Source organism: Streptomyces sp. NPDC002680 (assembly GCF_042889145.1).
Classification (GTDB): Bacteria; Actinomycetota; Actinomycetes; order Streptomycetales; family Streptomycetaceae; genus Streptomyces; species Streptomyces adonidis.
This window is the reverse complement of sequence record NZ_JBIAQP010000008.1, coordinates 290313-316485: the sequence shown is the minus strand read 5'-3', so window position 1 is coordinate 316485 and position 26173 is coordinate 290313. Positions and strand designations below refer to the sequence as shown.

Annotated in this window: 26 protein-coding genes; 8 read left to right on the top strand and 18 right to left on the bottom strand. The window is 69.4% G+C overall.

The window, feature by feature from the left end:
- Nucleotides 1–46 precede the first annotated feature (46 nt).
- Complete coding sequence (locus ACFYXF_RS22785) at nucleotides 47–427, top strand: winged helix-turn-helix transcriptional regulator (RefSeq protein WP_389351746.1); 381 nt, start codon at nucleotides 47–49, stop codon at nucleotides 425–427.
- Between the two features lie 72 nt (nucleotides 428–499).
- Here ACFYXF_RS22785 and ACFYXF_RS22780 read toward each other — a convergent pair whose 3' ends face one another.
- The 4 genes from ACFYXF_RS22780 to ACFYXF_RS22765 form a co-directional block, all read right to left on the bottom strand.
- Nucleotides 500–2848, bottom strand: a complete 2349-nt coding sequence (locus ACFYXF_RS22780) for an NACHT domain-containing protein (RefSeq protein ID WP_389351744.1) — start codon at nucleotides 2846–2848, stop codon at nucleotides 500–502.
- A 147-nt stretch (nucleotides 2849–2995) separates the two neighbouring features.
- Complete coding sequence (locus tag ACFYXF_RS22775) at nucleotides 2996–3676, bottom strand: HAD family hydrolase (RefSeq protein WP_389351742.1); 681 nt, start codon at nucleotides 3674–3676, stop codon at nucleotides 2996–2998.
- A 118-nt stretch (nucleotides 3677–3794) separates the two neighbouring features.
- Entirely contained in the window at nucleotides 3795–4418 is a 624-nt protein-coding gene (locus tag ACFYXF_RS22770; RefSeq protein ID WP_389351741.1) for a 2'-5' RNA ligase family protein, read from the bottom strand.
- A gap of 13 nt (nucleotides 4419–4431) precedes the next feature.
- On the bottom strand, nucleotides 4432–5913 hold the full coding sequence (locus ACFYXF_RS22765) for an XRE family transcriptional regulator (RefSeq protein WP_389351739.1): 1482 nt from the start codon (nucleotides 5911–5913) through the stop codon (nucleotides 4432–4434).
- 608 nt (nucleotides 5914–6521) lie between these two features.
- Here ACFYXF_RS22765 and ACFYXF_RS22760 point away from each other — a divergent pair.
- From ACFYXF_RS22760 to ACFYXF_RS22750, 3 genes are all read left to right on the top strand, one after another.
- On the top strand, nucleotides 6522–6746 hold the full coding sequence (locus ACFYXF_RS22760; RefSeq protein WP_389351737.1) for a hypothetical protein: 225 nt from the start codon (nucleotides 6522–6524) through the stop codon (nucleotides 6744–6746).
- Complete coding sequence (locus tag ACFYXF_RS22755) at nucleotides 6743–7111, top strand: DUF6415 family natural product biosynthesis protein (RefSeq protein WP_389351735.1); 369 nt, start codon at nucleotides 6743–6745, stop codon at nucleotides 7109–7111. Before ACFYXF_RS22760 ends, ACFYXF_RS22755 begins: the two co-directional genes overlap by 4 nt.
- Before the next feature lie 342 nt (nucleotides 7112–7453).
- A complete protein-coding gene (locus ACFYXF_RS22750; protein WP_389351733.1) occupies nucleotides 7454–7972 on the top strand; it encodes a hypothetical protein in 519 nt (172 codons plus the stop codon).
- Here ACFYXF_RS22750 and ACFYXF_RS22745 read toward each other — a convergent pair.
- From ACFYXF_RS22745 to ACFYXF_RS22730, 4 genes are all read right to left on the bottom strand, one after another.
- A complete protein-coding gene (locus tag ACFYXF_RS22745; protein WP_389351731.1) occupies nucleotides 7963–8583 on the bottom strand; it encodes a lipoprotein in 621 nt (206 codons plus the stop codon). The two genes, ACFYXF_RS22750 and ACFYXF_RS22745, sit on opposite strands and share 10 nt — an antisense overlap.
- 93 nt (nucleotides 8584–8676) lie before the next feature.
- Entirely contained in the window at nucleotides 8677–9036 is a 360-nt protein-coding gene (locus ACFYXF_RS22740) for a hypothetical protein (protein ID WP_389351729.1), read from the bottom strand.
- Nucleotides 9033–9518 carry a hypothetical protein gene (locus tag ACFYXF_RS22735; RefSeq protein ID WP_389351727.1) on the bottom strand — a complete coding sequence of 162 codons (486 nt, stop codon included), beginning with the start codon at nucleotides 9516–9518 and terminating at the stop codon, nucleotides 9033–9035. Before ACFYXF_RS22735 ends, ACFYXF_RS22740 begins: the two co-directional genes overlap by 4 nt.
- Nucleotides 9519–9619: 101 nt before the next feature.
- Nucleotides 9620–10720, bottom strand: coding sequence for a citrate synthase 2 (locus tag ACFYXF_RS22730; protein WP_389351725.1), 1101 nt, complete (start codon nucleotides 10718–10720; stop codon nucleotides 9620–9622).
- Between the two features lie 199 nt (nucleotides 10721–10919).
- On the opposite strand from ACFYXF_RS22730, the gene pdxH reads away from it, so the two are divergent.
- Nucleotides 10920–11627 carry a pyridoxamine 5'-phosphate oxidase gene (gene pdxH, locus ACFYXF_RS22725; protein ID WP_389351987.1) on the top strand — a complete coding sequence of 236 codons (708 nt, stop codon included), beginning with the start codon at nucleotides 10920–10922 and terminating at the stop codon, nucleotides 11625–11627.
- Nucleotides 11628–11646: 19 nt separating this feature from the next.
- Here pdxH and ACFYXF_RS22720 read toward each other — a convergent pair whose 3' ends face one another.
- The 8 genes from ACFYXF_RS22720 to ACFYXF_RS22685 form a co-directional block, all read right to left on the bottom strand.
- Nucleotides 11647–12261 (bottom strand): TetR/AcrR family transcriptional regulator, encoded by a 615-nt coding sequence (locus ACFYXF_RS22720; protein WP_389351724.1) that lies wholly within the window; start codon nucleotides 12259–12261, stop codon nucleotides 11647–11649.
- Complete coding sequence (locus ACFYXF_RS22715; RefSeq protein ID WP_389351722.1) at nucleotides 12249–12983, bottom strand: enoyl-CoA hydratase family protein; 735 nt, start codon at nucleotides 12981–12983, stop codon at nucleotides 12249–12251. The genes ACFYXF_RS22720 and ACFYXF_RS22715 overlap by 13 nt, the downstream gene beginning before the upstream one ends.
- On the bottom strand, nucleotides 12980–14551 hold the full coding sequence (locus tag ACFYXF_RS22710) for a 4-coumarate--CoA ligase family protein (protein ID WP_389351721.1): 1572 nt from the start codon (nucleotides 14549–14551) through the stop codon (nucleotides 12980–12982). The genes ACFYXF_RS22715 and ACFYXF_RS22710 overlap by 4 nt, the downstream gene beginning before the upstream one ends.
- A gap of 36 nt (nucleotides 14552–14587) precedes the next feature.
- A complete protein-coding gene (locus tag ACFYXF_RS22705; protein ID WP_389351719.1) occupies nucleotides 14588–15751 on the bottom strand; it encodes an acyl-CoA dehydrogenase family protein in 1164 nt (387 codons plus the stop codon).
- Between the two features lie 109 nt (nucleotides 15752–15860).
- On the bottom strand, nucleotides 15861–17708 hold the full coding sequence (locus ACFYXF_RS22700) for a biotin carboxylase N-terminal domain-containing protein (RefSeq protein WP_389351717.1): 1848 nt from the start codon (nucleotides 17706–17708) through the stop codon (nucleotides 15861–15863).
- Between the two features lie 10 nt (nucleotides 17709–17718).
- Complete coding sequence (locus tag ACFYXF_RS22695; RefSeq protein ID WP_389351715.1) at nucleotides 17719–19317, bottom strand: acyl-CoA carboxylase subunit beta; 1599 nt, start codon at nucleotides 19315–19317, stop codon at nucleotides 17719–17721.
- The gene (locus ACFYXF_RS22690; RefSeq protein WP_389351713.1) at nucleotides 19314–20993 is read right to left on the bottom strand and encodes an acyclic terpene utilization AtuA family protein; all 1680 of its coding nucleotides are present in this window, start codon (nucleotides 20991–20993) and stop codon (nucleotides 19314–19316) included. The genes ACFYXF_RS22695 and ACFYXF_RS22690 overlap by 4 nt, the downstream gene beginning before the upstream one ends.
- The gene (locus ACFYXF_RS22685; protein WP_389351712.1) at nucleotides 20990–21796 is read right to left on the bottom strand and encodes a TIGR03084 family metal-binding protein; all 807 of its coding nucleotides are present in this window, start codon (nucleotides 21794–21796) and stop codon (nucleotides 20990–20992) included. The genes ACFYXF_RS22690 and ACFYXF_RS22685 overlap by 4 nt, the downstream gene beginning before the upstream one ends.
- Nucleotides 21797–21937: 141 nt before the next feature.
- Here ACFYXF_RS22685 and ACFYXF_RS22680 point away from each other — a divergent pair, with 141 nt between their 5' ends.
- Together ACFYXF_RS22680 and ACFYXF_RS22675 are read left to right on the top strand one after the other, a co-directional pair.
- Nucleotides 21938–23029 (top strand): DUF4037 domain-containing protein, encoded by a 1092-nt coding sequence (locus tag ACFYXF_RS22680; protein WP_389351711.1) that lies wholly within the window; start codon nucleotides 21938–21940, stop codon nucleotides 23027–23029.
- 21 nt (nucleotides 23030–23050) lie between these two features.
- Nucleotides 23051–23866, top strand: a complete 816-nt coding sequence (locus tag ACFYXF_RS22675; protein ID WP_389351709.1) for a class I SAM-dependent DNA methyltransferase — start codon at nucleotides 23051–23053, stop codon at nucleotides 23864–23866.
- 243 nt (nucleotides 23867–24109) lie between these two features.
- Here ACFYXF_RS22675 and ACFYXF_RS22670 read toward each other — a convergent pair whose 3' ends face one another.
- Entirely contained in the window at nucleotides 24110–24340 is a 231-nt protein-coding gene (locus ACFYXF_RS22670; RefSeq protein WP_389351708.1) for a hypothetical protein, read from the bottom strand.
- Nucleotides 24337–24957, bottom strand: coding sequence for a TetR/AcrR family transcriptional regulator (locus ACFYXF_RS22665; RefSeq protein WP_389351706.1), 621 nt, complete (start codon nucleotides 24955–24957; stop codon nucleotides 24337–24339). Before ACFYXF_RS22665 ends, ACFYXF_RS22670 begins: the two co-directional genes overlap by 4 nt.
- A gap of 106 nt (nucleotides 24958–25063) precedes the next feature.
- Here ACFYXF_RS22665 and ACFYXF_RS22660 point away from each other — a divergent pair, with 106 nt between their 5' ends.
- A complete protein-coding gene (locus ACFYXF_RS22660) occupies nucleotides 25064–25999 on the top strand; it encodes a zinc-binding dehydrogenase (protein ID WP_389351704.1) in 936 nt (311 codons plus the stop codon).
- The last annotated feature ends 174 nt before the right edge of the window (nucleotides 26000–26173 follow it).

Genomic DNA, 26173 nt, shown 5'->3' with positions numbered 1-26173 from the left:
GAACGCTGACATGGAAGAACGCACTTTTCAGTGACTGGGGAACCAGATGGTGACCAAACAGTTCAGCGGCTCCCCCGAGGACGCGGACCTGCGGCGCGCGGACTCGCTGGCCCGCGAGATCTTCTCCGACGTCGCCAACAAATGGGCCTTGCTGATCATCGAGACCCTCGGCGAACGCACCCTGCGCTTCAGCGAGTTGCGGAACGAGGTCGAGGGCGTCAGCCACAAGATGCTCACCCAGAACCTGCGGATGCTGGAGCGCAACGGCCTGGCGGAGCGGAAGGTGTACCCGACTGTGCCGCCTCGGGTCGAGTACACGCTTACGGAGGCGGGGCAGGGGTTGCGGGCCACGGTTGATGGGATGTGTGACTGGACGCATCAGTATCTGGGGCATATCGAGGGGGCTCGGCGGCGGTTCGACGTCTGACGTGGGGCATTCTCGCTCGGCGTCAGTCCATGACCTGCGGTTTCCCATGAACCTGAATTTCTGCGTCTCGGCTCATGTTGATGGATCGGCAGCAGATGGGAGTGTGCTCACAGGCGGCCTGGCCACTGAAGTGGCATCCGAGGACGCAAGGTGCCGCTGAAGGTCGACGTGCCGGAATTGGTAGACCGATCCGGCTTGCCGTAGCACTCCGCGGTGCCTGTGGGCATCGTCGAGGAACGCCATCAAGTTCCAGGGGATCCTCCACCGCAGGACAAGGTAGAGGCGGATCAGGGTGAACCGCCCCCAAGCGGTTCGGTTCAGTGCGAGCGCCAGACCGATGGCGATTCCCACCCAGAATCCGATTCCGCTCGCGACTGAGAGTGCGTAGCTGGTCAGGTCGAGGGTTTCATCGGCTGCGGCATGGCCCAGCATGATTCCAGGGGCAAGTAGAAGACCTCCGCCAAGCACAGGAGCCAGGAGGAACTGCGCACAACTGCGCCTGTCTTCACGGAACACATCCTTGGGCGATACGGCCGTGCGGGCGTCAACAGGAATCGCCGTTAGTCCCATGATGATGATGGAGATGGACAAGGCCACAACGGCCCAGGAGACGCCTGCCGGGTGGCCGAAGCCCAGTGTGACGAGCAGGCCGGTGGTGAGTGCACACAGCAGACTCACGATGAGGGTGCGCGAGTTGAAGGACAAGCGCAGGCGCCGGGCAGGAGCGAAGCGGCTCCTCAGCCGCGCGACACCATCGACGAGGAAGCAGAGCGCGACGAGGAACCCGACGGTCAGAAAGTCGAAAGGCCCGGCCAAAAACACCCATGGAATTTCTCCCCAATAGTAAACGTGATAACCAACAGAAGAGGGAACAAGTGTTTCCGCAAGGAATTCAGGAAAGGCTCCAAAACCACTGAACCAAGGAATCAGGAACCCTTCAGAGAGCCACGTGTAATCTTCGCCGAACAAATTGTACGACAGTAAATCGCTGGTGATGTAGCCCGCAAACGACAGCACGAGCACTAACAGACTGACGGTAGATGCAGTCAGCATCGTGAGGGCTGGGGCGGGGAGGGCGTACCGCAGCTCCCACCACGCAATGTCGACCCGCCCGTGCCGTCGGTTCTCCAAGTGTTGAGCGAGCTTACGCAGGATGTGTTCAGCTCGGGCAGGCGTCCAGGGACAGGGACGAAGGGAGTGCGTGCGGTAAGCCGCAGGCACAAATGCATTCAACAGATGGGTGCGCAGGGCTGTTTCGTCGGGGAAGCACTCCTCGTTGCAAAGTTCGGCGGGATCGGGCAGACGAGGACCGGCTTCGCCAGGGCGCGGGTTGTAGATGGTGCGGGCCAGGAACAGCGCCAGCGGCGTGACGAGAACCGTTGCGAGCGGCGATCGTTGGGCCAATTGCTCCAGGACCGGGTTCCATCGGTCAGCGGCCGGGGTGCCTTCGCCGCCGGCGTCTCGACGCAGATAGGCGGCAACGATGTCCCGCGTGAGTGGCTCCAGGACGATGCCCGCAGCGCCATTGAGGCGCTGGGGGACACCGGTGTCCGGGCTCAGCGCCTGACCGTACTCGACACTTCGCGAAGAGAGAACCACGGGACGGCCGGGAGGAAGGGCTGCGTTGATGGCGGTAAGCGCGACACTACGTTTGGAGGGCTCGATCTCGTCGAGCCCATCCAGGATCGGGAAGATCATTCGGTTGTCCAGCAGAGCCTGGGCTGAATTCTGCCGCCCCTGTTCACTGGTGTGCTGACGCAGGGCGGGGTAATCAGTCGTGAGCCGGTCCGCCATCCAGGACTCCAGGCCCTGGGCGGGGTTCCACGACGCGATCGGGAAGATGACCGGAACGGGGTCCCCTGAGGTGCGGCGGTCGAGCAGGCCGAGCAGGAGGACAACGAGCAACATGGTCTTACCGGCCCCGGGTTCGCCCAGAACCAGCAGGCGGCGGCCAGGGGCTCGACGAGTAAGGACATCGGTGATCTCGGAATCGGCGCCGGCGAGGTCGTCGGGGCACGAGGCCCACTGGGTCTCCCGGCCATGGCGGGTAGCCATCTGGAGGAGCAGCGGCCAAGGCTCTACCAGGTTCTGGTCGGCAGGGCGCCAGGAAACGGGCAGCGGGTAGGGGTCGTTCAGCCGCCGAAGTTGGGCTTCGGCTTCCCATTGGCCGCGTACAGCCAGCGCCAGTCTGTCCGCGACGCCACCAATCGCCGTCTCGCCCGCATGCTCACGCCGGTCAGCCCGGTAACTGAGCCAGGAGACCGCGAGCGAGCCCACCCCGACGATCAGCCCCAGAGCGCTCAGGCCGAGACTGAACACTCCGGTTATCGCACCGAGGTCGAGATCTTCGTTCCGCGCCTCGCGTGCTGTCCACCACACGCCAGCCGAACCAGCACACGCCGACACCAGACCAACAGCCAAGAGCAACTGCTGAACCCATGAAGTCCCCCTACGCATGCACCGAATCCTGCCCGACGAGCAGAGCGGAAAGGAGCGTCAGTTCGCTATCCACCCAAAAGGGTGGCAGGCAGAGAGATCACACATGCCACACCACTTCATTGACGTCCATCACCGCTCGATGTCACCTAGTACGAACTTCACCAGCAATTCTGTGTCCCGAAGATCCGCAAGCACCGCTTCGGCCCCGGTATCGCGCAGTGCGGCTTCGTCGCTGCGCCCCGACGCGACGGCGATGACCCGTACGCCGTTGGCGTGAGCGCCTTCCACATCGGCCGGTGTGTCGCCGATCAGCACGGCCTCCGAGGGGCTCGCGTCGGCGCGCTGGAGGGAGAGGCGGACCAGTTCGCTGCGGGTGTCGTCGTCCTCGCCGTAGGCGCCCAGGTCCCATAGGACGTGCCGGTCGAGCCCGAACACCCAGAGCTTGATCTCAGCGACCGGGCGGACGTTTCCGGACACCACCGTTTGGCGTACGTCGGCGGAGTTCAGCGCATTGAGGGCGGCGGCTGCGCCAGGCAGGGCATGGCCTCGTTCCCGTAGATCGGCGGCCCGGCGCAGGTGCTCCTCGGTCAGGGCATCGGCGAAGCGCTCGAAGTCCGCGCGGCCCGTGGTGAGTCCGTGCAGTTTCGCGGTCTCGCGGAAGATCACGGGTTCGGTGATTCCGTCGATCCTCGCCTGCTCGCGCAAGGGCTGTCCGGTGGTCTTCTGGAAGGCTGCGGCCGACAGTTCGCGGCCTACTCCGCGGGTGTCGATCAGGGTGTGGTCGATGTCCCACAGGACCAGTCGCGCCATGTTGGCTCCTCAACTCCCCGTCCGTCGCCGGGTAGCACGCTGAACAACCGCACCCCGCCGCCCACTTCGCGCGGGCTTCAGGCGGACGACGGGGCTTGGCCGCATTCCCGGCGCGTAGTCAGCCGAGCGGAACCTTCGCGAACGACTCCCACTCGTACATCTTGTTGTCCCGATTGATCACGATCAGTTCCGCCGCAGAGATACGTGCTGTGGCGGGTGGGATGTCAAGCCCGGCGAGGACTTGGGCGATCGGTTCGGCGGAGCCGTCGCTGTTGCTGTAGGCAACAGACACATGTGGTGTGAAGCCTTCGGCCTTCTCCGGGACATCGCCCAGGACGTCACCGATCGCCTCCCGGATCGCGTTCCGCACGGCGCGGACCGGGCCATCAGGCTTGACGTGCAGAAGAACCGCCTCGGGGTCGAGTACAGCCGGCCCGATCCGGAGGTCGAAGGCGCGGACGGCGGCCAGACGATCGTGAGCCGCATCGGCGATGGCCTGCGTGTCCTCTTCCTTGCCCTCGCCCACGAAGCCGATGCCCTGCATGGTCAGGTGCAGCCATCGGTCGGGGATGGGGGTGAGGACGTCTCCGAGCGGAGCAAGAGCCGACCGGTACTCGGCAGCAAGCCGGTGCACGTCCGCCTCGCCCTCGAAGGTGAGGTGCCAGGTGTAGAAGCGGCGGCCCACGCTCCAACCGGGCCGCCACCACCAATGGTTCCGCATGGTCTCGGTTCGAGAGGTCATGCCCGAGATGAAATCAGGAGGCGGCTTCTCCTGACGAGAGCACAAGATGCCGTGGAGCGGAGTCCAGGCAGAACTCTTCGATGGCTGCGCGCAGGCCAACGGATGCTGTGCCGCTCGTATGTGGGCAACCGGCGTCTACGGGCAACTCGCTCAGACGCCGGGTGACGGGCGCAAGGCGGTGGTCGGGTGGGAGCGCGAGCACCGGTGCGAGTGCTTCGAACGCGCCCTCGGCTTCGCCTGTGCCCAGGTGCGCCGCTGCCTTGCTGATGTGGATCTGCGCCTCGGTGCCGTAAGCACGTACGGGCTGCGTGGCCAGGAGGGTGAGGGCATTGTCCGCCGCGCGGAGGGCGTCGGCCGGGCGCCCGACACGGAGGTGGACCGCCGCGGCGTAGTTCTCCTGGCGTGCGGGCGGGCAGGCGAAGATGCCACCGATGTCGTCTTCACCGGTCACGGATCCGCGGGTGTCGGCGGTGTGAGCCAGTCCTCCCAGAGCCTCGCTCTCAGCGCCGAGCTGTGACCAGGCATCAGCTTCCTGGCAGGCGAGCAGCACGGCGACCGTGCCCGAAGAGCGGTACGCCATCCCGCGCCGGGCATAGGCGATGGCGTCCCGTACGCGCCCGTCCCAGAACGCGACTTTGGAGCGGGTGGACAGCACCCAGGCGCGCAGGTCGTTGTGCCCGGCCAGCTCGGCGCAGAGCCACGCCGCGCGGCCTTGCGTGTCCGCGTCCCTGAGCTGCCCGAGGTCGGACGACATCCATGCAAGCAGCCCGCACAGGTAGCCGGCCGCCGCGTAGAGGTCGGCGGACTGGCGCGGGTATTGGTGGCCTTCGAGGAGAGCGAAGACACGGTCGCGCAGGACCCGTGTACGCGTGAAGAGAGGCAGCGGGTCGGAAGTGAGGTAGTCGGAAGCCAGCGTCCGGGTGTCGGCCATGAGCTGTTCCAGCGCGATGTCCCCGACGTTGGATGCCTCTGCCCATTGCGCCCAGGTCACGGACTCGTCTGCGGCGAGGCGCACCAGGTCGCTGCGGCTCGGCTCCGTCTGCTCGCCCGATGCTCTAGGTACTGGCGGCGTCGGCTCGGGGGCGGGGGAAAGGACCGCGCCGCTCAGCAGACGCAGGTCCCTATCGGACAGGGCCCGCCGGTCGTCCAGATCGAGCAGGTTCTCCACACGGCAGGCGAAGGCGTCAGCCATGGCGAGGAGGACGGCGGGGGTGGGTCGACGGGCAGACGGGCCCGGCCACTTCTCCCACTTGGCGACGAGCGACGCGTCGGCGGCCACGGCCTCGCCGGGGCGGCGGCTGCTGATCTGAGTAATGCGATCCGCCGCCTCCTGGAGGGTCCAGCCGTAGGCATGCCTCCACGCCTCACGAGGGCGCATGCGAAAGCGGATGCGCATTTCAATGGCGACGTCCGCGACCGTGCATCCGGCGCCGGTCATGTCATGGCGGAGGGCGTCCCGGTCAGCCTTGGAACCGGGCTTGGGACGAGCGGTCATGGGCGGGCTCCCTGCGCGGCGTTGTGAACTCACGGTATCCGCGCAGTCACCCAAGGGGATGACGACTGCCGAGAATTCGCGAGGCCGGAGGCCCAACTCGCCACCCAAGAAAGGGTGTTGTAGCAGGTCAAGGCTGTTTCGCCTGTCCAGAAAAGTTGGACACTGCCGCCCGTGACGTTGAGCCCTTCTCTTGGAACGGTAGTGGGACGAGAAACGGCCACGCCGGGCAACGGTTCCCCATGAGGCCCCGGCGACCGCTGACACGGTCCCGAGGCGTGGCCGACTGCGAAGGAGTCGACAGTGAACCTTGTACCACGGCTGATCCAACGGGTGAGAGCGCTCCTGTTCGGGCCGTCTGAATCCCGCTGCCCCACCCCTCGTGCAGACTGGGAAGACGGCTCCAGCATGAACGTGCGCGGTCCGTCGCCGGAGATGTGGGGCGCCATCCTCATCCATGCCCGCCGTCGCAGAGCCAAGCGCCGAGGGTCTGTGCAGGCACATCTCCAGGGCATCGGGCCGGGCACAGCCGCTCCCGTGCACGCCTACGCCTTTCCACCGAACGGACAGGCGCGAGCGCTGGCCGTGTCGGCACAGGAGGCCCGGTGACCATGACCGCGTACACGCCGAACCTGGGTGACGTCGTCGAGGACACCGGCACCAGGAAAATCGGCAAGATCATGGGCTTCGCAGGGCCGTACGTCCAACTGCGGCCGATCGGCGGCGGCCGGGAATGGGACGCGCGGCCGGACGACCTCCGGCCCGTCACCGGCGCCCAGGCCCTGCGCTCTGCCTTCGCGGTGGCCAACGCACGCTCACGGGGAGAGCACCTGTGACCGCGAACACTTCCCTCCCCGTCGATACCGAGACCATGCGCGCCAGCGCATACCGCCTGCTCGCGCCCGACGCCGCGGTGCCCTCCGTACAGGAACTGGAGACGCTGACGCTCACGCTGAAAGGGCATCTTGCGCTCGTCATCCCCGAAGTGGAGCGGGCAGCGACGGGACGGGACGATGACTACGACCTCGCCCGCGTGTGCGCCTGGACGGCCGTCTCCGAGAGCCGCAGGAAGCTGAGCCTCGAGCCGCGCCCCGGCCTGAGTTCACACATCGCGTACGCGCGCCGTCTCTCCCGCTCCCTGAACGCCCTGTGCGACCACTACGAGACCCTGTGTTGTGCCCATCTGGAGGCCGGTCAGTGAGCGCATCAAGAAACGCCCCAACGTCTCGGAAAATCAGTTGATGGGCGGTCGGTCGCTTCCTAGGGTGTGGCTTACACACGAAGGGAGGTGGTCGGGCAAATGAGTCAAACCCGGACGCGTGAGGTGGCTGCGGGCTAGCGGCCTGCCACCACATTCAGTGCGGTGCCGGACCAGCGTGGGCGATTGACACGCAGCCGGCCCAAACCAACGCAGTCACCCGACCCGCGAGCTCGCCGGTACGTCCGGCCGGCCCTTCCTTCGGAGGGACCGAGTTCGCGGGTCGCCTGCTTTCCGGCCTCTGGACCTGGGGGCTCCCCCTGGTGTGGCAGAGGATGGTGCCCCATGCACGCTGCTCGATACGGCCCCGAACCCCGTCGCGTGCCGCCGGGCGCGTACCCCGAGTGGGACCGGGCTCTCGCCCTTCTCAACCGGGACCTGGCGGTGACCCTTCCCGAGCAGGAGCCCCTGCAGCTGCTGGCCCTTCCCCCCGACGACGCGGACGAGCCGGAGCACGTCTACGTCGCTCTGGCCAATGGCGAGTCGCACGGCAACTACCTGTACCCGGAGTCGGCGGACGACCCTGCCGCTGCGCTGGCGATCGTCGCCGATGCCGCGCAGGAGACCGTCATCGAGCGTCTGTGGCAGGTCTGGCCCCTGTGCGTCGAGCACAGCCTGGGCATGCATCCGAGGGACGTGGATGGGCAGCTGTCCTGGTGGTGCGCGGGAGAACGGCTGCGTCGCGGCCCGGCCCATGTCCGAGCGGCCGTGGGCGCGCTCGACACCCTCGTCCGCCCGCGTCGCCCCAATCGCAAGCGCAGGCGGGCGAACCCTCATGGAGGACAAGCTCCAGGTCAGGCGTGAGCTTTCAGGGTTCCCCTGGCCAGCTCGTACGCCGGAAGCATCGCCTCGTGTTCCTCGGTGTCCAGGCCTCCGAGGTGTACGACCACCGGGCCGCTCGGGGTCGTGACCGCGAAGGCTCGTTCCTTCTTCGGGGTCTCCTCGAACTCGTCCGCGTAGACGTACTCCACCTCTGCGCCTGTGAGGCCGTTCGCCTTGAACTCGCTGTACCTCGCCTTGCTCGCGCCCTCCTCGGCGATCACGAAGGCCTCCAGGGCGGTGCGGGCGTTGTTGTTGCCCGGGGTGCCGGTCCAGACGCGCAGGAAGCCGATGTTGCCGGCCGGCTTGGCGTCCACCTCGCAGGCGAGGGTGACCAGGCCCTGGCTCAGGGGCGCGTCGACGGCCTCCGCGGTCCACTTCTCGGCGATGTCGAACGTGACGGGGAGTTCGCAGGCCGAGCCTGCGGCTCCTAGGCTGCCTCCGCTCTTGGTGGTGGCTCCGTTCGTCGGTGTCGCCGAAGCCTTCGCTTCCGGCTTCGCGTCGTCGTCCGGTGATTCGGTACAGCCCGCCAGTACGCCTACCAGCAGCGCCGCCTGGATCAGTCCGCGCCGCCTGTTCCCCGCCCCGACCAGCATGTGCCGTGTCTCCCCTCGCCTGGGCGGACACATTATCGGAGCGGGTCACGGTCCCCTCCTTCAGAGGGACTGAGTTCGCGGTCGTCGCCTGCGTCAGCTGCGGTCCGTGGCTCGTGGGTGCCCCGTCCCCGCGAAGGTGATCCAGCAGGTCTCGCGGGCGGTGTCCAGGAGATACCAGACGCGTCCGCCGCCGGTCACCTCGATCTGCCACTGCTCGCAGGTCTGTCCGCGGTGGGTGCCGTGGGCCAGACTGCCCTTGAGGCGGTGGTGGCGAGGTGTCCCGGTGGCCGGCCTGGGGTCTGTACGCATGATGAGCCAGGCACGGTAGGTGTTCTCCTGCGCCTGCTGGGCGAGGTTCTCCCAGCCCTTGGCCGAGGCGGCGTCCGCGAAGCGGACCTCCCAGTGGCCCTCCGGTGCCGGGGGCGCGGCGCGGTCTCCGCGGCCCGTGCTCACTTGGCCTCCCGGGGGTCCGGGACGGGACCGTAGTCGTCGCCGTGGTCCCCGGTCAGTGCGGCCAGGAGGACCGGGTCGGAGTAGACCTCCGCCGTGTGCTGCCAGGCGATGAGCAGCTGCGCGACGGACGCGTTGTTGCCGACGGAGTCGGCGGCCCGCATGGTGTCGACCAGTTCGACGGCGAAGGCGTGGACGTCGGTCTCGGGCAGGAAACGCACCCAGGGGAACGCGTCCGGCAGTATGTCGAGGAGCAGTTCCGTGCTGCCGGGCTCCCGGCGCGCCATCGCGGCCAGTATCCGGGTGGCGGCCGACACCACGGTCTGGTCCTGCTCGGCACGTACCGCCGTGGTGAGGACCAGGTCCTCCCCGTCCCTGCGGTGCAGCAGCAGCCGTGGCGAGTCCTTGAGCCGGGCGAGCGTCTGCTTGTTCTTGTTCACCAGCTCAGAGAAGTTCACTGACATTGCCGCGTTGTCGGTCGCCATGACTTTGAAAGTACTTCGAAATTCATGGCCCCGCCATCACCCGGAAGAGGGAATTGCCCTCTTCCGGATAGCCGGGCGGGCGGGCAGGCGGATGGGTGGCCTCAGCGGACGATGTCCCCGTACCCCTCGATCTCCCGCGGATCCCGTGTCCCCGGGCCGATGTAGCGGGCCGACGGGCGTACGAGCCTGCCGGTGCGCTTCTGTTCCAGGATGTGGGCCGACCAGCCGGCCGTGCGGGCGCACGTGAACATGGACGTGAACATGTGGGCCGGGACTTCCGCGAAGTCCAGGACGATCGCCGCCCAGAACTCGACGTTCGTCGCCAGGACCCGGTCCGGGCGGCGGGCGTGCAGCTCCGCCAGGGCCGCCTTCTCCAGGGCCTCCGCGATCTCGAAGCGCGGGGCGCCCAGCTCGCGGGCCGTACGGCGGAGCACGCGCGCGCGTGGGTCCTCGGCACGGTAGACGCGGTGGCCGAAGCCCATCAGGCGTTCACCCTTGTCCAGGGCCTGTTTCACGTACGCATCCGCGTCGCCCGTTCGTTCGATTTCTTCGATCATGCCCAGCACTCGGGACGGGGCTCCTCCGTGCAGCGGGCCGCTCATCGCTCCCACCGCTCCCGAGAGCGCCGCCGCCACGTCCGCGCCCGTCGACGCGATCACCCTCGCGGTGAATGTCGATGCGTTCATGCCATGTTCGGCCGCGCTCGTCCAGTACGCGTCCACCGCGGCCACGTGCTTCGGGTCCGGTTCTCCGCGCCAGCGGATCATGAAGCGCTCGACGACCGACTGCGCCTTGTCGATCTCGCGCTGCGGGACCATCGCGTTGCCCTGACCTCGCGCCGACTGGGCGACGTAGGAGAGAGCCATGACCGCGGCTCGCGCCAGGTCGTCGCGGGCCGTCTGCTCGTCGATGTCGAGCAGCGGGCGCAGGCCCCAGACCGGGGCCAGCATCGCCAGCGCCGACTGCACGTCCACCCGGATGTCGCCCGAGTGGACCGGGATCGGGAACGGTTCCGCCGGCGGCAGGCCCGGGTTGAAGGCGCCGTCGACCAGCAGGCCCCAGACGTTGCCGAAGGAGACATGGCCGACCAGGTCCTCGATGTCGACGCCCCGGTACCGGAGTGCGCCGCCCTCCTTGTCCGGTTCGGCGATCTCCGTCTCGAACGCGACTACTCCCTCAAGTCCGGGTACGAAGTCGGACATCAGGCGGCTCCTCTTGATGTGTGCGACAGGTTTGCGTGCGACGTGCGACATCTGCGCTCGATTTTGCGGCAGCTGTTCCGAAAGGTGTACGGCCGTGTGGCCAGAGTGCGCGATTGTTTGCACGATATCCCCGAGTGCCACCTTTGGGGAGCCCTCGCGGCACTCAGTGCCATGTGTGGTCGCTCAATGCCGCTCAGTGATGTCGCCGATACGGCAGGATGACCATGTGACCGATCGCCATGATCCCCGGGACGCCGCCCCTCTCGATCCCGCCGCCATGCGCAAGCAGTACCGCGCCGACGGCCTCTCCGAGACCGAGCTGGCCGGCGGGCCCATGGAGCAGTTCGCGCGCTGGTTCCGGCAGGCCGCCGCGGATGCCGGGCTCCTGGAACCCAACGCCATGGTCGTCTCCACGGCCGACGCCGACGGGCGGCCCACCTCCCGTACCGTGCTGCTGAAGCAGTACGACGATCAGGGCTTCGTCTTCTTCACCAACTACGGCTCCCGCAAGGGGCGCGACCTGGCGGCCAATCCGTACGTCTCGCTGCTCTTTTCCTGGCTGCCTCTTGCCCGCCAGGTCGTCGTGACCGGCGTCGCGCGTCGCACCGGGCGGGACGAGACGGCCGCCTACTTCCGTACCCGGCCGCACGGCTCCCAGCTCGGCGCCTGGGCCAGCGAGCAGTCCTCGGTGATCCTCTCCCGGGACGAACTCGACTCCTCGTACGCCGAGTTGGCCGCCCGCTATCCGGAGGGCGAGCAGGTGCCCGTACCGCCGAACTGGGGCGGCTACCGGGTCGCCCCGGAGACCGTGGAGTTCTGGCAGGGGCGCGAGAACCGGCTCCACGACCGGCTGCGGTACGTCGCCGAGGCCGACGGGGGCTGGCGCGTCGAGCGCCTCAGTCCCTGATCAGCGACAACGAACAAGGTCAGTCCAGGGACGCGTCCAGCAGCTTCGCCCACTGGGCCACCACCCGGTCCCGCCGGCCCCCGTCGTCCGTGAGCAGGTTCGCCAGGCCCAGGCCCCGGGACATGTCCAGCAGGCCCTGGACCGTCTCCCGTACGCCCGGCCGGGACTCGTCCGCCCGCAGCAGGTCGACCGCGATGCGGTGTGTCTCGCGGCCGACCCGGGCCTCCAACTCCGTGACGCGCGGGCGTAGTTGCTCCTCGTTCGAGGCGGCCACCCAGAGGTGGAGGGCGGCGCGGAAGAGGGGGCCGGTGTAGAGGTCGACCAGGGCCGCGACCACCGCGCGGCGGTCGGCGGCGCCCTCGGGGAAGAGGGCGCGCAGGGCGGTGGAGCGTTCCTCGGCGACGTACTCGACGGCAGCCGTGAACAGGTCCTCGCGGGTACGGAAGTGGTGCTGGGCGGCGCCCCGGGAGACACCGGCGCGTTCGGCGACGACCGACACCGTGGAGCCCGCCCAGCCGTGTTCGGCGAGGCAGGAGACGGCGGCTTCGAGGAGGCGCTGGCGGGTGGCGCGGCTGCGGTCCTGTTTGGGGGCACGTTGTGTCCGGGGGGCGCGCTCGGTCGCTACAACTTCCATACCGGGTCCCGTCGTTCGAGGAAGGCGGTCATCCCCTCGCGGGCCTCGGCGGAGGCGAACAGCCGTGCCGACAGGGCGGTCAGCTCGGCGGTGTCCCGGTCGAAGATCTCCAGCACCTTAGCCGTGAGCAGCCGTTTGGTCTCCGCCAGGGCACCCGGTGCCGAGCGTCGCAGCCCGTCGAGGATCGGTTCAAGGGCCGTGTCCACGTCCTCGGCCGCCTCCGTGAGCAGGCCACTGCGAGCAGCCTCTACGGCGTCGAAGCGGTCGCCGGTGAGGTAGTGGCGGGCGGCGGCGCGCGGGTCGAGGCGGGGCAGGAGGGGCATGGAGATGACGGCGGGCGCGACTCCGATCCGTACCTCCGTGAAGGCGAAAGAGGCTTCCGGGCCGGCGATCGCCAGGTCGCACGCGCCCAGGAGGCCGAGGCCGCCCGCCCGTACATGGCCGGTCACCCGGGCGATCACCGGTTTCGGCAGCTCCAGCAGCTGCCGGAGCAGACCGACGAAGGCCGCCGGGTCGGGCGGCTGCTTCAGGTCCGCGCCCGCGCAGAACGTGCTCCCGGTGTGGGTGAGGACGACCGCGCGTACGGCCGGATCCTTGCCGCAGTCCGTGAGGGCGTCCGCCAGGTCCCGTACGAGGTACGCGGACAGGGCGTTGCGGGTCGCGGGCGCGTCCAGGGTGAGCGTGGCGATGCCCCGCGCGCGCGTGTCGACGACCAGGGTCATGTCTTCTCCCTGAGCTGCCTGCGAAGGATCTTGCCCGAGGCCGCTCTCGGTACGCCCTCGATGAAGGTGACCTGGCGGACGCGTTTGTACGGGGCGACGCGCTCGGCGACGTACATCATCACCTCTCCCTCGGAGAGGTCGGGCGCGGACGGCTGGCGGACGACGTACGCGTGCGGGACCTCGTTGTTGTCGGCGTTGTAGACGCCGATGACGGCCGCGTCGGCGATGCCGGGGTGGGTGAGGAGGAGGGCTTCGAGTTCGGCGGGGGCGACCTGGAAGCCCTTGTACTTGATGAGTTCCTTGACGCGGTCGACGACGAACAGCCAGCCGTCGGCGTCGACGCGGCCCACGTCGCCGGTGTGCAGCCAGCCGTCGTCGTCGATCATCGCGGCCGTCGCGTCGGGGTTGCCGAGGTAGCCCTTCATCACCTGGGGGCCGCGGATGACGATCTCGCCGGCCTCGTCGGCGTCGGCGTCCCGGTCGGGGTCGTCGAGGGACAGGATCCGCATCTCGGTGCTCGGGAGGAGCCTGCCGACCGTGCCGGGCGGGGCGGTGCTCATGTCGTCGAGGGGGACGATGTGCGTGCCCGGGGAGAGTTCCGTCATGCCGTACGCCTGGCCGACGGGCGGCAGGCCGAGCCGCGCGGAACAGGCGGCGGCGAGGGCCGCGTCCAGGGGTGCGGCGGAGCTGAGGACGTACTCCAGGGACGACAGGTCGTACTGCTCGACCGCCGGGTGCTTGGCGAGGGCCAGGACGATCGGCGGGGCCACGAACAGGCCGGTGATGCGGTGTTTCTCGATCGCGGCGAGGAACGTGTCGAGGTCGAAGCGCGGCAGGACGACCACGGCGGCGCCCCGCTTCAGGGGCATGTTCATGAGGGCGGTGAGGCCGTAGATGTGGAAGAACGGGAGCACGGCCAGGATGCGGTCGCCGGGTCCCATGCGAATGGTCGGCGTGAGCTGGGCGAGGTTCGTGGCGATCGAGCGGTGCGTGAGCATGACGCCCTTGGGGATGCCGGTCGTCCCGGAGGAGTACGGGAGGACCGCCACGTCCTCGACCGGGTCGACGTCGGTTTCCGGTTCGGGCGCGGTCGAGGCAAGCATGTCGATGAGGGAGCGGTGTCCGGGCGGTGCGGTGTCGCAGACGAAGATCTCCCGTACGCCGCCCGCCCGTTCGGCCGCCGCCCGCGCGGTCTCCAGGAGCGGGGAGACGGTGACGATCCAGTCGGCGGCCGAGTCGCGCAACTGCTTGGCGAACTCGTCGGCGGTGGCGAGCGGATGCACGGTCGTGACGGCGGCACCCGCGCGCGTGGCGGCGTAGAAGGCGGTCGGGAAGGCGATCGTGTTCGGGCTGTGCAGGGCGAGGACATCGCCCTTGCGGACGCCCGCCTCGGCGAGTCCGGCGGCCATCCGCCGGTGGAAACGGTCGAGTTGGTCGTACGTGAGGGTGGTGCCATCGACGCCGTCGACAAGGGCGGGTGCGTCGCCGAACTCAGCGGCCCGGCCCAACACCGCTTCGTGGATGGGGAGTTCGACGGGGTCGACGTCTGCGTACTCGCTGCGGAACATGGTTGGTTCCTCCTCGCCTGTACGGCTGCACGGCTCTCAGTACGACTTGGGCAGGCCCAGGGTCTGATGTGAGACGTAGTTGAGAATCATCTCCCGGCTCACTGGAGCAATACGAGCCACGCGGGCGACAGTTATCAACGAGGCGAGCCCGAATTCCCGGGTGAGGCCGTTGCCGCCGAGGGTGTGCACGGCCTGGTCGACCGCTTTGACGCAGGCCTCGCCCGCCGCGTACTTGGCCATGTTGGCCGCCTCGCCCGCGCCGACGTCGTCGCCCGCGTCGTAGAGGGCTGCCGCCTTCTGCATCATCAGGCGGGCCAGTTCGAGTTCGATGTGCGCCTGGGCGAGGGGGTGCGCGACGGCCTGGTGGGCGCCGATCGGTTCCTTCCAGACGGTGCGCTCTTTGGCGTACCGGACGGCCGCGTCGAGCGCGTACCGTCCGATGCCGATGGCGAACGCGGCGGTCATGATGCGCTCCGGGTTGAGCCCGGCGAAGAGCTGGAGGAGGCCGGCGTCCTCGTCCCCGACGAGCGCGTCGGCGGGCAGCCGTACGTCGTCGAGGGTCAACTCGAACTGTTTCTCCGGGGATTCGAGGTCCATGTCGATCTGGCGCCGGGTGAAGCCTTCGGCGTCTCGCGGGACGATGAAGAGGCAGGGCTTGAGGCGGCCGGTGCGGGAGTCTTCCGTGCGGCCGACTATCAGGACCGCGTCGGCTATGTCGACGCCCGAGATGAAGACCTTGCGGCCGGTCAGGAGCCAGTCGCCGGTGTCCGGGTCTCGGCGGGCCGTGGTGGTGATGCGGTGGCTGTTGGAGCCGGCGTCGGGTTCGGTGATGCCGAAGGCCATCGTGCGGGTGCCTTCGGCGATTCCGGGGAGCCAGGTCTGTTTTTGGGGTTCTGTGCCGAAGCGGGCGATTACTGTGCCGCAGATGGCTGGGGAGACGATGAGCATGAGGAGGGGGCAGCCTGCGGCTCCCAACTCCTCCAGGACTATGGAGAGTTCGGCTATGCCGCCTCCGCCGCCTCCGTAGGCCTCGGGGAGGTTGGCGCCTAGGTAGCCGAGCTTGGCTGCGTCTTGCCAGAGTTCGGTGGGGTGGCGGTTTTCTTGGGTGACTGTTGTTAGGTATTCGCGGCCGTAGCGGGTGCCCAGGGCGGCTACTGCGGTGCGGAGGGCCTTGTGTTCTTCGGATTCGATCGCGGTCATGAAGGGTCCTAAGGGGGAGGGGGGTTCTGTTGTGTGGTGGGTGCGGGTGCGTTGTGGCTGGTCGCGCAGTTCCCCGCGCCCCTAGCGGGCGCGGCTTCGCCGGCGCCCGCTAAGAGACCACCGCCAGCGGCGTGCCGACCTCCACCTGTTGCCCGGTGACTACGTGAAGTGCTGTGAGCGTGCCGGTTGTTGGGGCTGTGATCTTGTGTTCCATCTTCATTGCCTCCAGCCAGAGGAGGGGTTCTCCGGCCTTTACTTCCGTTCCTGCGGTCAGGCCCTCTGCCACCCTGATCACCGTGCCTGGCATCGGGGCCAGTAGGGAGCCGGGGGCGTGTTGGGGGGCCGGGTCGGGGAAGCGGGGTAGGGGGGTGAGGGTTGTGGTGTTGACGTGGATCTGGTCGGCGTACCTTGTGACCTCGAACTTCCGTCGTACGCCTGCCACTTCGAGGACTACGAGACTCGCGTCCGCGTGTATGACCTGTACGCCGTCCGCCGTCAGTCCCTCTCGGGTGTGGTGGTAGGTCACCTCGAACTCCTCGCCCGTTGCCGTCGCGTACCGCTTCCGCTGCGGTTGGGCGGGGACGTTGCGCCAGCCGCCGAAGCGGGAGCGGCCGTGGGCGTCGGAGAGGGCTGCCGCCAAGGGGGCGTGGGGGTCGGGGGTCGGTTCGGTCAGGTGAGTCAAGTGGCGGTCGTAGAAGGCCGTGTTCATGGTGGCCGTCGTGAACTCGGTGTGGCGGAGGGATCGGACCAGGAGGTCGCGGTTGGTGATCGGGCCGTGGATCGTCGTCCGTTCCAGGGCGCCCGCGAGCCTGCGGATCGCCTCCGCGCGCGTGGGGGCGTGTACGACGGCCTTGGCGAGCATCGGGTCGTAGTGGACGGGGATCGTGTCGCCGTCGGCGTAGCCGGTGTCGAGACGTACACCTTCCTCCTGTACGGCCAGGCGGTGCAGGGTGCCGGTCTGTGGTGTCCAGTTCTGGGCCGGGTTCTCGGCGTACAGGCGGGCCTCTATCGCGTGGCCACGTGCGTGTGGGGGATCGGCGGCGAGGGGGACGCCTTCCGCGACGCTTATCTGGAGAGCCACCAGGTCGATGCCGAACACCGCCTCCGTGACCGGGTGTTCGACCTGGAGGCGGGTGTTCATCTCCAGGAAGTGGGCCTTGCCGGTCCCTTCCTCCACCAGGAACTCGACCGTTCCCGCGCCCGTGTAGTCCACAGAGCGAGCCGCTCGTACGGCCAACTCGTGGAGTTCGTGCGTGAGTTCCTCCGGGATGCCCGGCGCCGGGGACTCCTCGATGACCTTCTGGTGGCGACGCTGGAGGGAACAGTCGCGGGTGCCGAGCGCCCACACCGTGCCGTGGGTGTCCGCCAGGATCTGGACCTCGATGTGCCGGCCTCCTTCGACGTACGGCTCGACGAAGACCTCGCCGTCGCCGAAGGCGCTCTGGGCCTCGGCTCGGGCCGCCTCCAACTCCCCTGGCAGGTCGGCCAGTTCGCGTACTACGCGCATGCCTCGCCCGCCGCCTCCCGCCGCCGCCTTCACCAGCACCGGCAGGTCGGTCTCCGTGACGTCCGTCAGCGGCTTCAGCCCCATCAGCTGCTTCGCGCGCGTCTTGGACGCCATCGCCTCGATCGCGGCCGGCGGCGGGCCGATCCAGACGAGCCCCGCGTCGAGTACGGCCTGTGCGAAGCCGGCGTTCTCGGACAGGAAGCCGTATCCGGGGTGCACGGCGTCCGCGCCCGCCGCCAGCGCCGCCTCCACGATCAGGTCGCCGCGCAGATACGTGTCCGCGGGGGCCGCCCCCGGCAGCCGTACCGCCGCGTCGGCCACGCGCGCATGAAGGGCGTTCTCGTCGGCGTCCGAGTGCACGGCGACCGTGCGAATGCCCAGCTCACGACAGGTGCGGAAGATACGGCAGGCGATCTCGCCCCGGTTGGCGACCAGTACAGAGGTGATCACTTTTCGTTCCTCACATTCGGAAGACGCCGAAGCCACCGCGGGCGCCCTCGTAGGGGGCGGTGTGGATCGCGGAGAGGCACAGGCCGAGGACGGTGCGGGTGTCGCGCGGGTCGATGACGCCGTCGTCGTACAGCCGCCCGGAGAGGAACATGGGGAGCGATTCGGACTCGATCTGCTGCTCCACCATGGCCCGGAGAGCCGCGTCGCCCTCCTCGTCGTACGGCAGTCCCTTGGCGGCGGCCGACTGCCGGGCCACGATCGAGAGCACGCCCGCCAGTTGCTGCGGGCCCATCACCGCCGACTTGGCGCTGGGCCAGGCGAAGAGGAAGCGGGGGTCGTAGGCGCGGCCGCACATGCCGTAGTGGCCGGCGCCGTACGAGGCACCCATGAGGACCGAGAGGTGCGGGACACGGGAGTTGGAGACCGCGTTGATCATCATCGCGCCGTGCTTGATGATGCCGCCCTGCTCGTACTCCTTGCCGACCATGTAGCCGGTGGTGTTGTGGAGGAAGAGGAGGGGGATGTCGCGCTGGTTGGCCAACTGGATGAACTGGGCCGCCTTTTGGGACTCCTCGCTGAAGAGGACGCCCTGGGCGTTGGCGAGGATGCCGACCGGGTAGCCGTGCAGCGCCGCCCAGCCGGTGACGAGGCTGGTCCCGTACAGGGGCTTGAACTCGTCGAAGTCGGAGGCGTCGACGATACGGGCGATGACCTCGCGGGGGTCGAAGGGCGTGCGGAGGTCACCGGGGACGATCCCCAACAACTCCTCCGGGTCGTACTTGGGGGGCTCCGCCGGAGCCGGATCGGCGTACGCCTTGCGGTGGTTGAGGCGGGCCACGACGCGGCGGGCCTGGCGCAGGGCGTCGTGCTCGTCGAGGGCGAAGTAGTCCGCGAGGCCCGACACGCGCGCGTGCATCTCGGCGCCGCCGAGCGACTCGTCGTCGCTCTCCTCGCCGGTTGCCATCTTGACGAGGGGCGGCCCGCCGAGGAACACCTTGGCGCGTTCCTTGACCATGATCACGTGGTCGGACATGCCGGGGATGTACGCCCCGCCGGCCGTGGAGTTGCCGAACACGACCGCGACCGTGGGGATTCCGACGGCGGAGAGCCGGGTGAGGTCGCGGAAGACGGCCCCGCCGGGGATGAAGATCTCCTTCTGGGACGGGAGATCCGCGCCGCCGGACTCGACGAGGCTGATGCAGGGCAGCCGGTTGGCGAGCGCGATGTCGTTGGCGCGCAGGGCCTTCTTCAGGCTCCAGGGATTGCTGGCGCCGCCGCGCACGGTCGGGTCGTTGGCCGTGATCAGGCACTCCACGCCCTCGACGACCCCGATACCGGTGACGAGCGACGCCCCGACCGCGTACTCGCTCCCCCAGGCCGCGAGCGGCGACAGCTCCAGGAAGGGGGTGTCGGGGTCGAGGAGCAGCTCGATGCGTTCGCGGGCGAGCAACTTGCCGCGCTTGCGGTGCCGTTCGACGTACTTGGGCCCGCCCCCGGCCACCGCCTTCGCGTGCTCGGCGTCCAGGTCGGCGAGCTTGGCGAGCATGGAGTCGCGGTGCGAGGTGTGGTCGGCGGTGGCCGGGTCGAGCGCCGAGTTCAGGACCGTCACAGGAGGGCCTCCGGTATGTCTACGTGCCGGGAGCGCAGCCATTCGCCGAGCGCCTTGGCCTGCGGATCGAAGCGGTGCTGCGCGGCGACGCCCTCGCCGAGGATGCCCTCGACGGTGAAGTTGAGGGCGCGGAGGTGCGGGAGGGTGTGTCGTACGACGGTCAAGTCGGCTGTCTCCGGGAGCAGTTCGCGGAAGAGGGTGGTGGTGAGGGCGTGGGCCAGCCAGCGCCATGCCTCGTCCGTGCGTGCCCAGACACCGACGTTGGCGTTGCCGCCCTTGTCGCCGCTGCGGGCGCCGGCGAGCAGGCCGAGGGGGGCACGGCGGGTCGGGCCGGGGGGCAGCGGGTCCGGCAGGGGCGGTTCCGGCAGGTCCCGCAGTACGAGGGTGTCCTGCGGTGGGGGTACGGGGATACGGCGGCCGTCGGGCAGGACGGCCAGGTGGTCGACCTCGTCCTGGGGGACACGATCGGCCTCGAAGACGCCGTACGGGGAGCCCTTGCCGGGTGGGGCCAGGACATGGAAGCCGGGGTAGCTGGCGAGGGCGAGTTCGACGGCGGCACCGCTCAATGCCCGTCCGACTACGGCCTGTTCGGGGTCGCGTACGACGAGCCGGAGCAGGGCGCTCGCGGTCTCCTCGGTGTCGGCGTCGGGGCGGTCGGTCCGCACCAGCTCCCAACGCACCTCACGCGGTGGCGACTTGGCGAGGGCGTCGGCCATCTGCTCGCGCACCAGGGCCGCCTTGGCCTCGATGTCGAGTCCGGTGAGGACGAAGGCGACCTCGTTGCGGAAACCGCCGAGCCGGTTGAGGCCGACCTTGAGGGTGGGTGGCGGCACCTCCCCTCGGACGCCGGTGATCCGCACCCGGTCGGGTCCGTCCTGGGCGAGGCGTACGGTGTCCAGCCGGGCGGTGACGTCGGGTCCGGCGTACCGGGCGCCCTGGGTCTCGTACAGCAGTTGCGCGGTGACCGTGCCGACGTCGACGAAGCCGCCCGTGCCGGGGTGTTTGGTGATCACGCTGCTGCCGTCGGCGTGGAGTTCGGCGAGCGGGAAGCCCGGTCGGCGCACGTCCCCGGCCCCGAAGAACGCGTAGTTGCCGCCCGTGGCCTGCGTACCGCACTCCAGCACATGCCCGGCGACCACGGCACCCGCGAGCCGGTCGTGGTCCTCCGGCCCCCAGCCGAAGTGGGCGGCGGCGGGCCCGGCGACCAGGGCCGCGTCGGTGACCCGGCCGGTGACGACGACGTCCGCGCCCTCGCGCAGACAGGCGGCTATGCCGAAGGCGCCCAAGTAGGCGTGTGCGGCAAGGCTGTTGGGGTGTCGGGCGGTGAGGTCGTCGCCCTCGACGTGGGCGACGCGGGCGGGGATGCCGAGCCGGTCCGCCAACTTCCTTACGGCGTCCGCGAGTCCGGCCGGGTTGAGGCCGCCCGCGTTGGCGACGATCCGTACCCCGCGCTCATGGGCGAGCCCGAGGCACTCCTCCAACTGCCGTAGGAAGGTGCGGGCGTACCCGGCCGACGGGTCCTTGAGACGGTCGCGGCCGAGGATGAGCATGGTCAGCTCGGCGAGGTAGTCGCCGGTGAGGACGTCGAGTTGGCCGCCGGTGAGCATCTCGCGCATGGCGTCGAACCGGTCGCCGTAGAAGCCGGAGGCGTTGCCTATCCGGAGGGGGACTGTCACCGCGTACTCCCCTTCGGTGCACGGCCGTTGCCCGACGGACCCGCGAAGGCCTGGGCGATGTCGAGCCACTGGTCGGCGTCGGAGCCTTCGGCATGGAGGTCGAGGTCGGTGCGGTGGGCGCGTTGGGTGACGAGGAGGCAGAAGTCGAGTGCGGGGCCGGTGACCCGGCCGGCCGCCTGCTTCGCGTCCTCGGGACCGTACGTCCACAACTCCCCTGCCGGGCCGACGAGTTCGATGCTGAACTCGTCGAACGGCGGGGTCAGCCCATGCACGCCGAACGCGAAGTCGCGGGTGCGGACACCGAGTCGGACGATGTGCCGGAGGCGGGCGGTGGCGACGATCCGGGGCACGCCCAGGGCGTCGGCAACGTCCAGGCCGTGGGCCCAGGTCTCCATCAGGCGGGCGGTCGCCATGGAGGCGGTGGACATCGGAGGCCCGTACCAGGGGAACCGCGCCCCGTCGGGTGCCGCGCGCAGGGCGTCCGCGAGGGCCTCACGTCCGGCCCGCCAGTCCGCGAGCAGCTGCGCGGGCGGCTTCCCGGCCCCCTCTTCGGCGCCGTTGTCCACGAAGTCCCCGGGCAGGATCAGCGCCTTCTCCACCTCCTGGTCGAAGGCGGCCCGGTCGGTCAGGGCCAGCACGGAGGAGTGGTCGGTCCAGGCGAGGTGCGCGATCTGGTGGGCGACGGTCCAGCCGGGGGCGGGGGTGTCGAGGGCCCACTGTTCGCTGCCCAACTCGGCGACCAGTCGGTCGAGTTGGGCGCCTTCCTCACACAGATCGTCGATCACGGCCGACGGGTCGGACACGGGCGCTTCCTTTCGGGCACGACGGCGTGCCGGGCGTTGCGGCGTGGTGCGGTCCGTGCCCGCAGCATGGCAGCGACACCAGAAACAAGCAAGCGTGCTTGCATGAGAGTGGCGTACTGTCGCGCGGGGCACAGTGATCGCATGACCGCGCCTGATCCTGAGTTCCTGCCCGGACTCGAGTTGTCACGGATCTTCTATACGGAGGCCGTGCGGCCGATTCTCGATCGGGAACACCCGGGGCTCGCGTACGCCGCCGCCCGGGTCGGTACCGGGTCCGAGGTGCTGGGCTTCGACAGCCCGAGGTCGGCGGATCACGAGTGGGGGCCACGGCTGGATCTCTTCCTCCCGGCGGACGCCGTCGCCGCTCACGGAGCTGGATTGCGCCGGCTCCTGAGCGAGCAGCTGCCCAAGCGAGTACGGGGCTGGCCGACGCACTTCCGGCCGGGCACCCCGGAAGACCCGGTGGGTGTCATGGAGTTGACCGAGGGGCCGGTGAACCACCGGGTCTCCGTGAGCGATGTCGACGGATGGCTGGACTCGCAACTGGGCTTTGGCGCGGGGGCCTTGGGGCTGACAACCACCGACTGGCTCGCCCTGCCCCAGCAGAAGCTCGCCGAGGTGACCGGCGGTGCCGTCTTCCACGACGGGCTCGGAACGCTCACGGCCGCACGGCGGCAACTGGCGTGGTACCCGTATCAGGTGTGGCGGTACCTGCTGGCCTGCCAGTGGCAGCGCGTGTCCCAGGAGGAGGCGTTCGTCGGGCGCTGCGCGGAGGTCGGTGACGAACTCGGCTCGGCCGTGGTGGCGGGCCGGCTCGTGCGGGACCTGATGCGGCTGTGTCTGCTGCTGGGCCGGCGGTATGCGCCGTACGGGAAATGGCTGGGAAGTGCCTTCGGTCAACTGCCGGTGGCGGAGCGGCTGTTGCCCTCTCTCCAAGGAGCGGTGACGGCGGCGGAGTACTCGTCCCGGGAACGGCATCTGTGCGACGCGTACGAGATCGTGGGCGCGCTGCAGAACCGTACGGGCCTCGCGGAGCCGGTGGACCCGACGCGACGGCCGTACCACAGCCGGCCGTTCCAGGTGCTGCACGCGGAGCGGTTCGCAAGGGCGCTCGCGCGGACGATCACCGATCCCGAGCTGCGGGCGATGCCCCTGACCGGAAGCGTGGACCAGTGGGCGGACAACACCGACTTCCTTGTCCGGCACCAGGAAATTGAGGTGCGGCGCCGCTGACCCCCGCAGTACGGTCCGCCGGTGACTTCCTCAGACGCCGGAACCACCGCAGGCCCAGCCGAAGACGACCACGAGGACGGCTACTTCGGCGCATCAGTAGCCGCGAAGTACGACGACCCCGCCGACGACATGTTCACCCCCGCCACCGTCGAGCCGACCGCCGAATTCCTGGCCGGGCTGGCCGAGTTGACCGGGCCGGCCGGTGAAGGGCGGGCCCTCGAACTCGGGATCGGGACCGGGCGTATCGCGTTGCCGTTGGCGCGGCGCGGGGTCGAGGTGCACGGGATCGACATGTCCCGGGCGATGGTCGCGCGGATGCGGGCCAAGCCGGGCGGGGACGCGATCGGGGTGACGTACGGGGACTTCTCGGCGACGCGGGCCGGGACGACCGACGGGGAGTTCTCCGTCGCGTACCTCGTCTACAACACGATCATGAATCTGACCTCGCAGGAGGCGCAGGTCGCGTGTTTCCGCAATGTCGCGGCGCAGTTGGCGCCCGGCGGGACCTTCGTCATCGAGGTCAACGTGCCCAAGTTGCGGAGCCTGCCGCCCGGGCAGAACATCGTGCCGTACCACGCGAGCCCGACGCGCTGGGCCTTCGACGTGTACGACGTCGCCACCCAGAACACCAGCTCGAACTACGTGCGGGTGGTGGACGGTCGCGGGTCCTACCGGTCCATTCCGTTCCGGTATGTCTGGCCGTCCGAGCTGGATCTGATGGCCCAGTTGGCCGGGATGCGACTGCGTGAGCGGTGGCAGGGGTGGACGCGGGAGCCGTTCACGCACGAGAGCACGAAGCACGTGTCGGTGTGGGAGAAGCCGGCCGCCATCGGCTGAGGTCGCGGGCGCGGGTCACGTGCCGGAGTTCGCCTCCGTCGGCGACCGCTCCGACGTCCGGGGCGGCGCGGCGAAGGGTCGGCGAGTAGGCCCGCCGGGATCCCCAACTCGTCCAGCCGACCTCGCAGTTGCGCCTCCTGTTCCCGTGTGACCGCCGGCCACAGCGAGGTCCCCGGGTCGTTGGCGCAGAAGACCTGCCGGTCTCCCCGCAGCGCCTCCGCGTTGATGGTGTACGGCGCCAGGTCACACCAGCAGCTCGAACTGCTCGTCGTCCCTGACGTCGACGCCGATGGCCATCCCGGGGTCGTCGCCGTACGCGTCCAGGTGAGCCGTGTCGATGCCGGAGCGCAACGCCCGTAGGGCCTCTCGGTGGACGAGGGCGATGTCCGCGTGGCTCAGGCCTGCCACCAGCACGAGTTCACGTACCGGTTCGTGTGGCGCCCCGGCCCCGGTCTCGGCCGGGAATGGGCTCACGCCTCCAGGGCGAGGGCCGAGTTCATCGACGAACAGGACAGCCGCAGGAGTCCGGGGAGTTCGCCCGGGGCGCAGTCGGGGAGCCATTCGTCCAGGGTGCAGCGCCAGGTGGCCACGAAGAACTCGATGAGGAGCCGTAGTTCGAGGCGGTTCTGGCCGTCGAACCGGCGGGCGATCTCTGCTTGGACCTCGGCGCAGTGGCGCAGCGCGTAGCCGTCGAGAGCCGGTGAGTCGGCGACCATCCGGAGGGTGAGAGGGAAGCGCCGGTACCAGTCCTCGTCCATGCGCTCCAGGGTGGCCAGCATGGCGTGGAGCAGGACGTCGGCCAGCGGCCCGGACCTCTCCGTACCGCCGTCGTCCAGGACCTCCAGGTAGACGGCCCAGAGCTGCTTGGCGGCGGTGAACGCCACGTCCTCCTTGGAGCGGAAGTTGCGGAAGAAGGTCCGCCGGGACACCTCCACCTGATCGAGCAGCGCGTCCAGCGGAGTGCTGTCGAACCCACGTTCGGCGAAGAGCGTGACGGCGGTGTCGGCCAGCGCCTGGCGCGTGCGCAGCTTCTTGCGTTCCCGCAGGGTGACGGGCTCTTCGGGGGCGACAGGAGCGGTCGAGGTGGTCATCGACAGCCACCTTACCAAGTGCGCCGAGATCGCGCGTATGCTCCAATAGAGCAAACGCCACACTGTGGCACTTTAAGCAACTCACGCTTCCTCGAAGGGTTTTCCCGTGCGCGCACTCGCCGTCGACCACACCTCGCCCGGACATCTGTCGCTGACGGACGTCCCCGACCCGCGGCCCGCCGCCCATGAGGCGCTCATCCGCGTCGAGGCGGTCTCGCTGAACTTCGGGGAGGTCTTCCACGGGGCGGCCGATCCGGCGATGCCGGACGGGACCGTGCTCGGCTGGGACGCGGCCGGAGTGGTCGTCCGGGCCGCCGCCGACGGCTCGGGGCCGGCCGAGGGCGAGCGGGTCGTCACCCTCGGCGAGTCCGGCTGGGCCGAGCTGCGGGCCACCCCCACCGTCCTGGTCGGCACCGCGCCGAAGGACACCGACCCCGGCGCGCTGAGCACCATCCCCGTGGCCGGGCTGAGCGCCCTGCACGTGCTGCGCCGGATGGGCTCGCTGCTCGGCCGCCGTGTGCTGGTCACCGGTGCTTCCGGCGGTGTCGGGCGGTACGCCGTCCAGCTGGCCGCCCGTGCGGGCGCGCACGTCGTCGCCGTCAGCCGGAACCCGGCCCAGGCGGACGGACTGCGGGCCCTGGGCGCCCACGAGGTCCACCCCGACCCGGCCGCCGTGAAGCAGCCCGTGTCGGCCGTGCTCGACAACGTCGGCGGACAGCAACTCGTGGACGCCTTCGCCCTGTTGTCGGCCGGCGGCACCCTCTTCAGCGTGGGCCGCTCCGCCGGGACCGACTCGGTGCTGCCGGCCGACGCCCTGGTGGGCACCGAGGGACGGCACGACCGGTCGATCCGCACGTTCTTCCTCTTCAGCGACCCGGCCGCCGACCACTCCGCGGATCTGACCTGGCTGGCCGGCGAGATCGCCGCGGGCCGTCTCGATCCGGGCATCAGCTGGCGCGGCCCCTGGACCCGCCATTCCGAGGCGGTAGGAGCCCTGCTCGACGGCCGCCTCCACGGCAAGGCCGTCCTCGATCTCCAGTAGCCCCGACCCTCACCGTCACAGCCTCGGCGGCGGCACTGTGCGAAACCACTGTCCCGTGACACGTCAATCACAGGCGGGGCTCCTAGGTTCCCGTGCCCATGACAGAGAACCGCAGGCACAAGAAATACAGGGCCCGTCGTGTCCTGGCCGCCGGCACCCTCGGGGCCTTAGCCA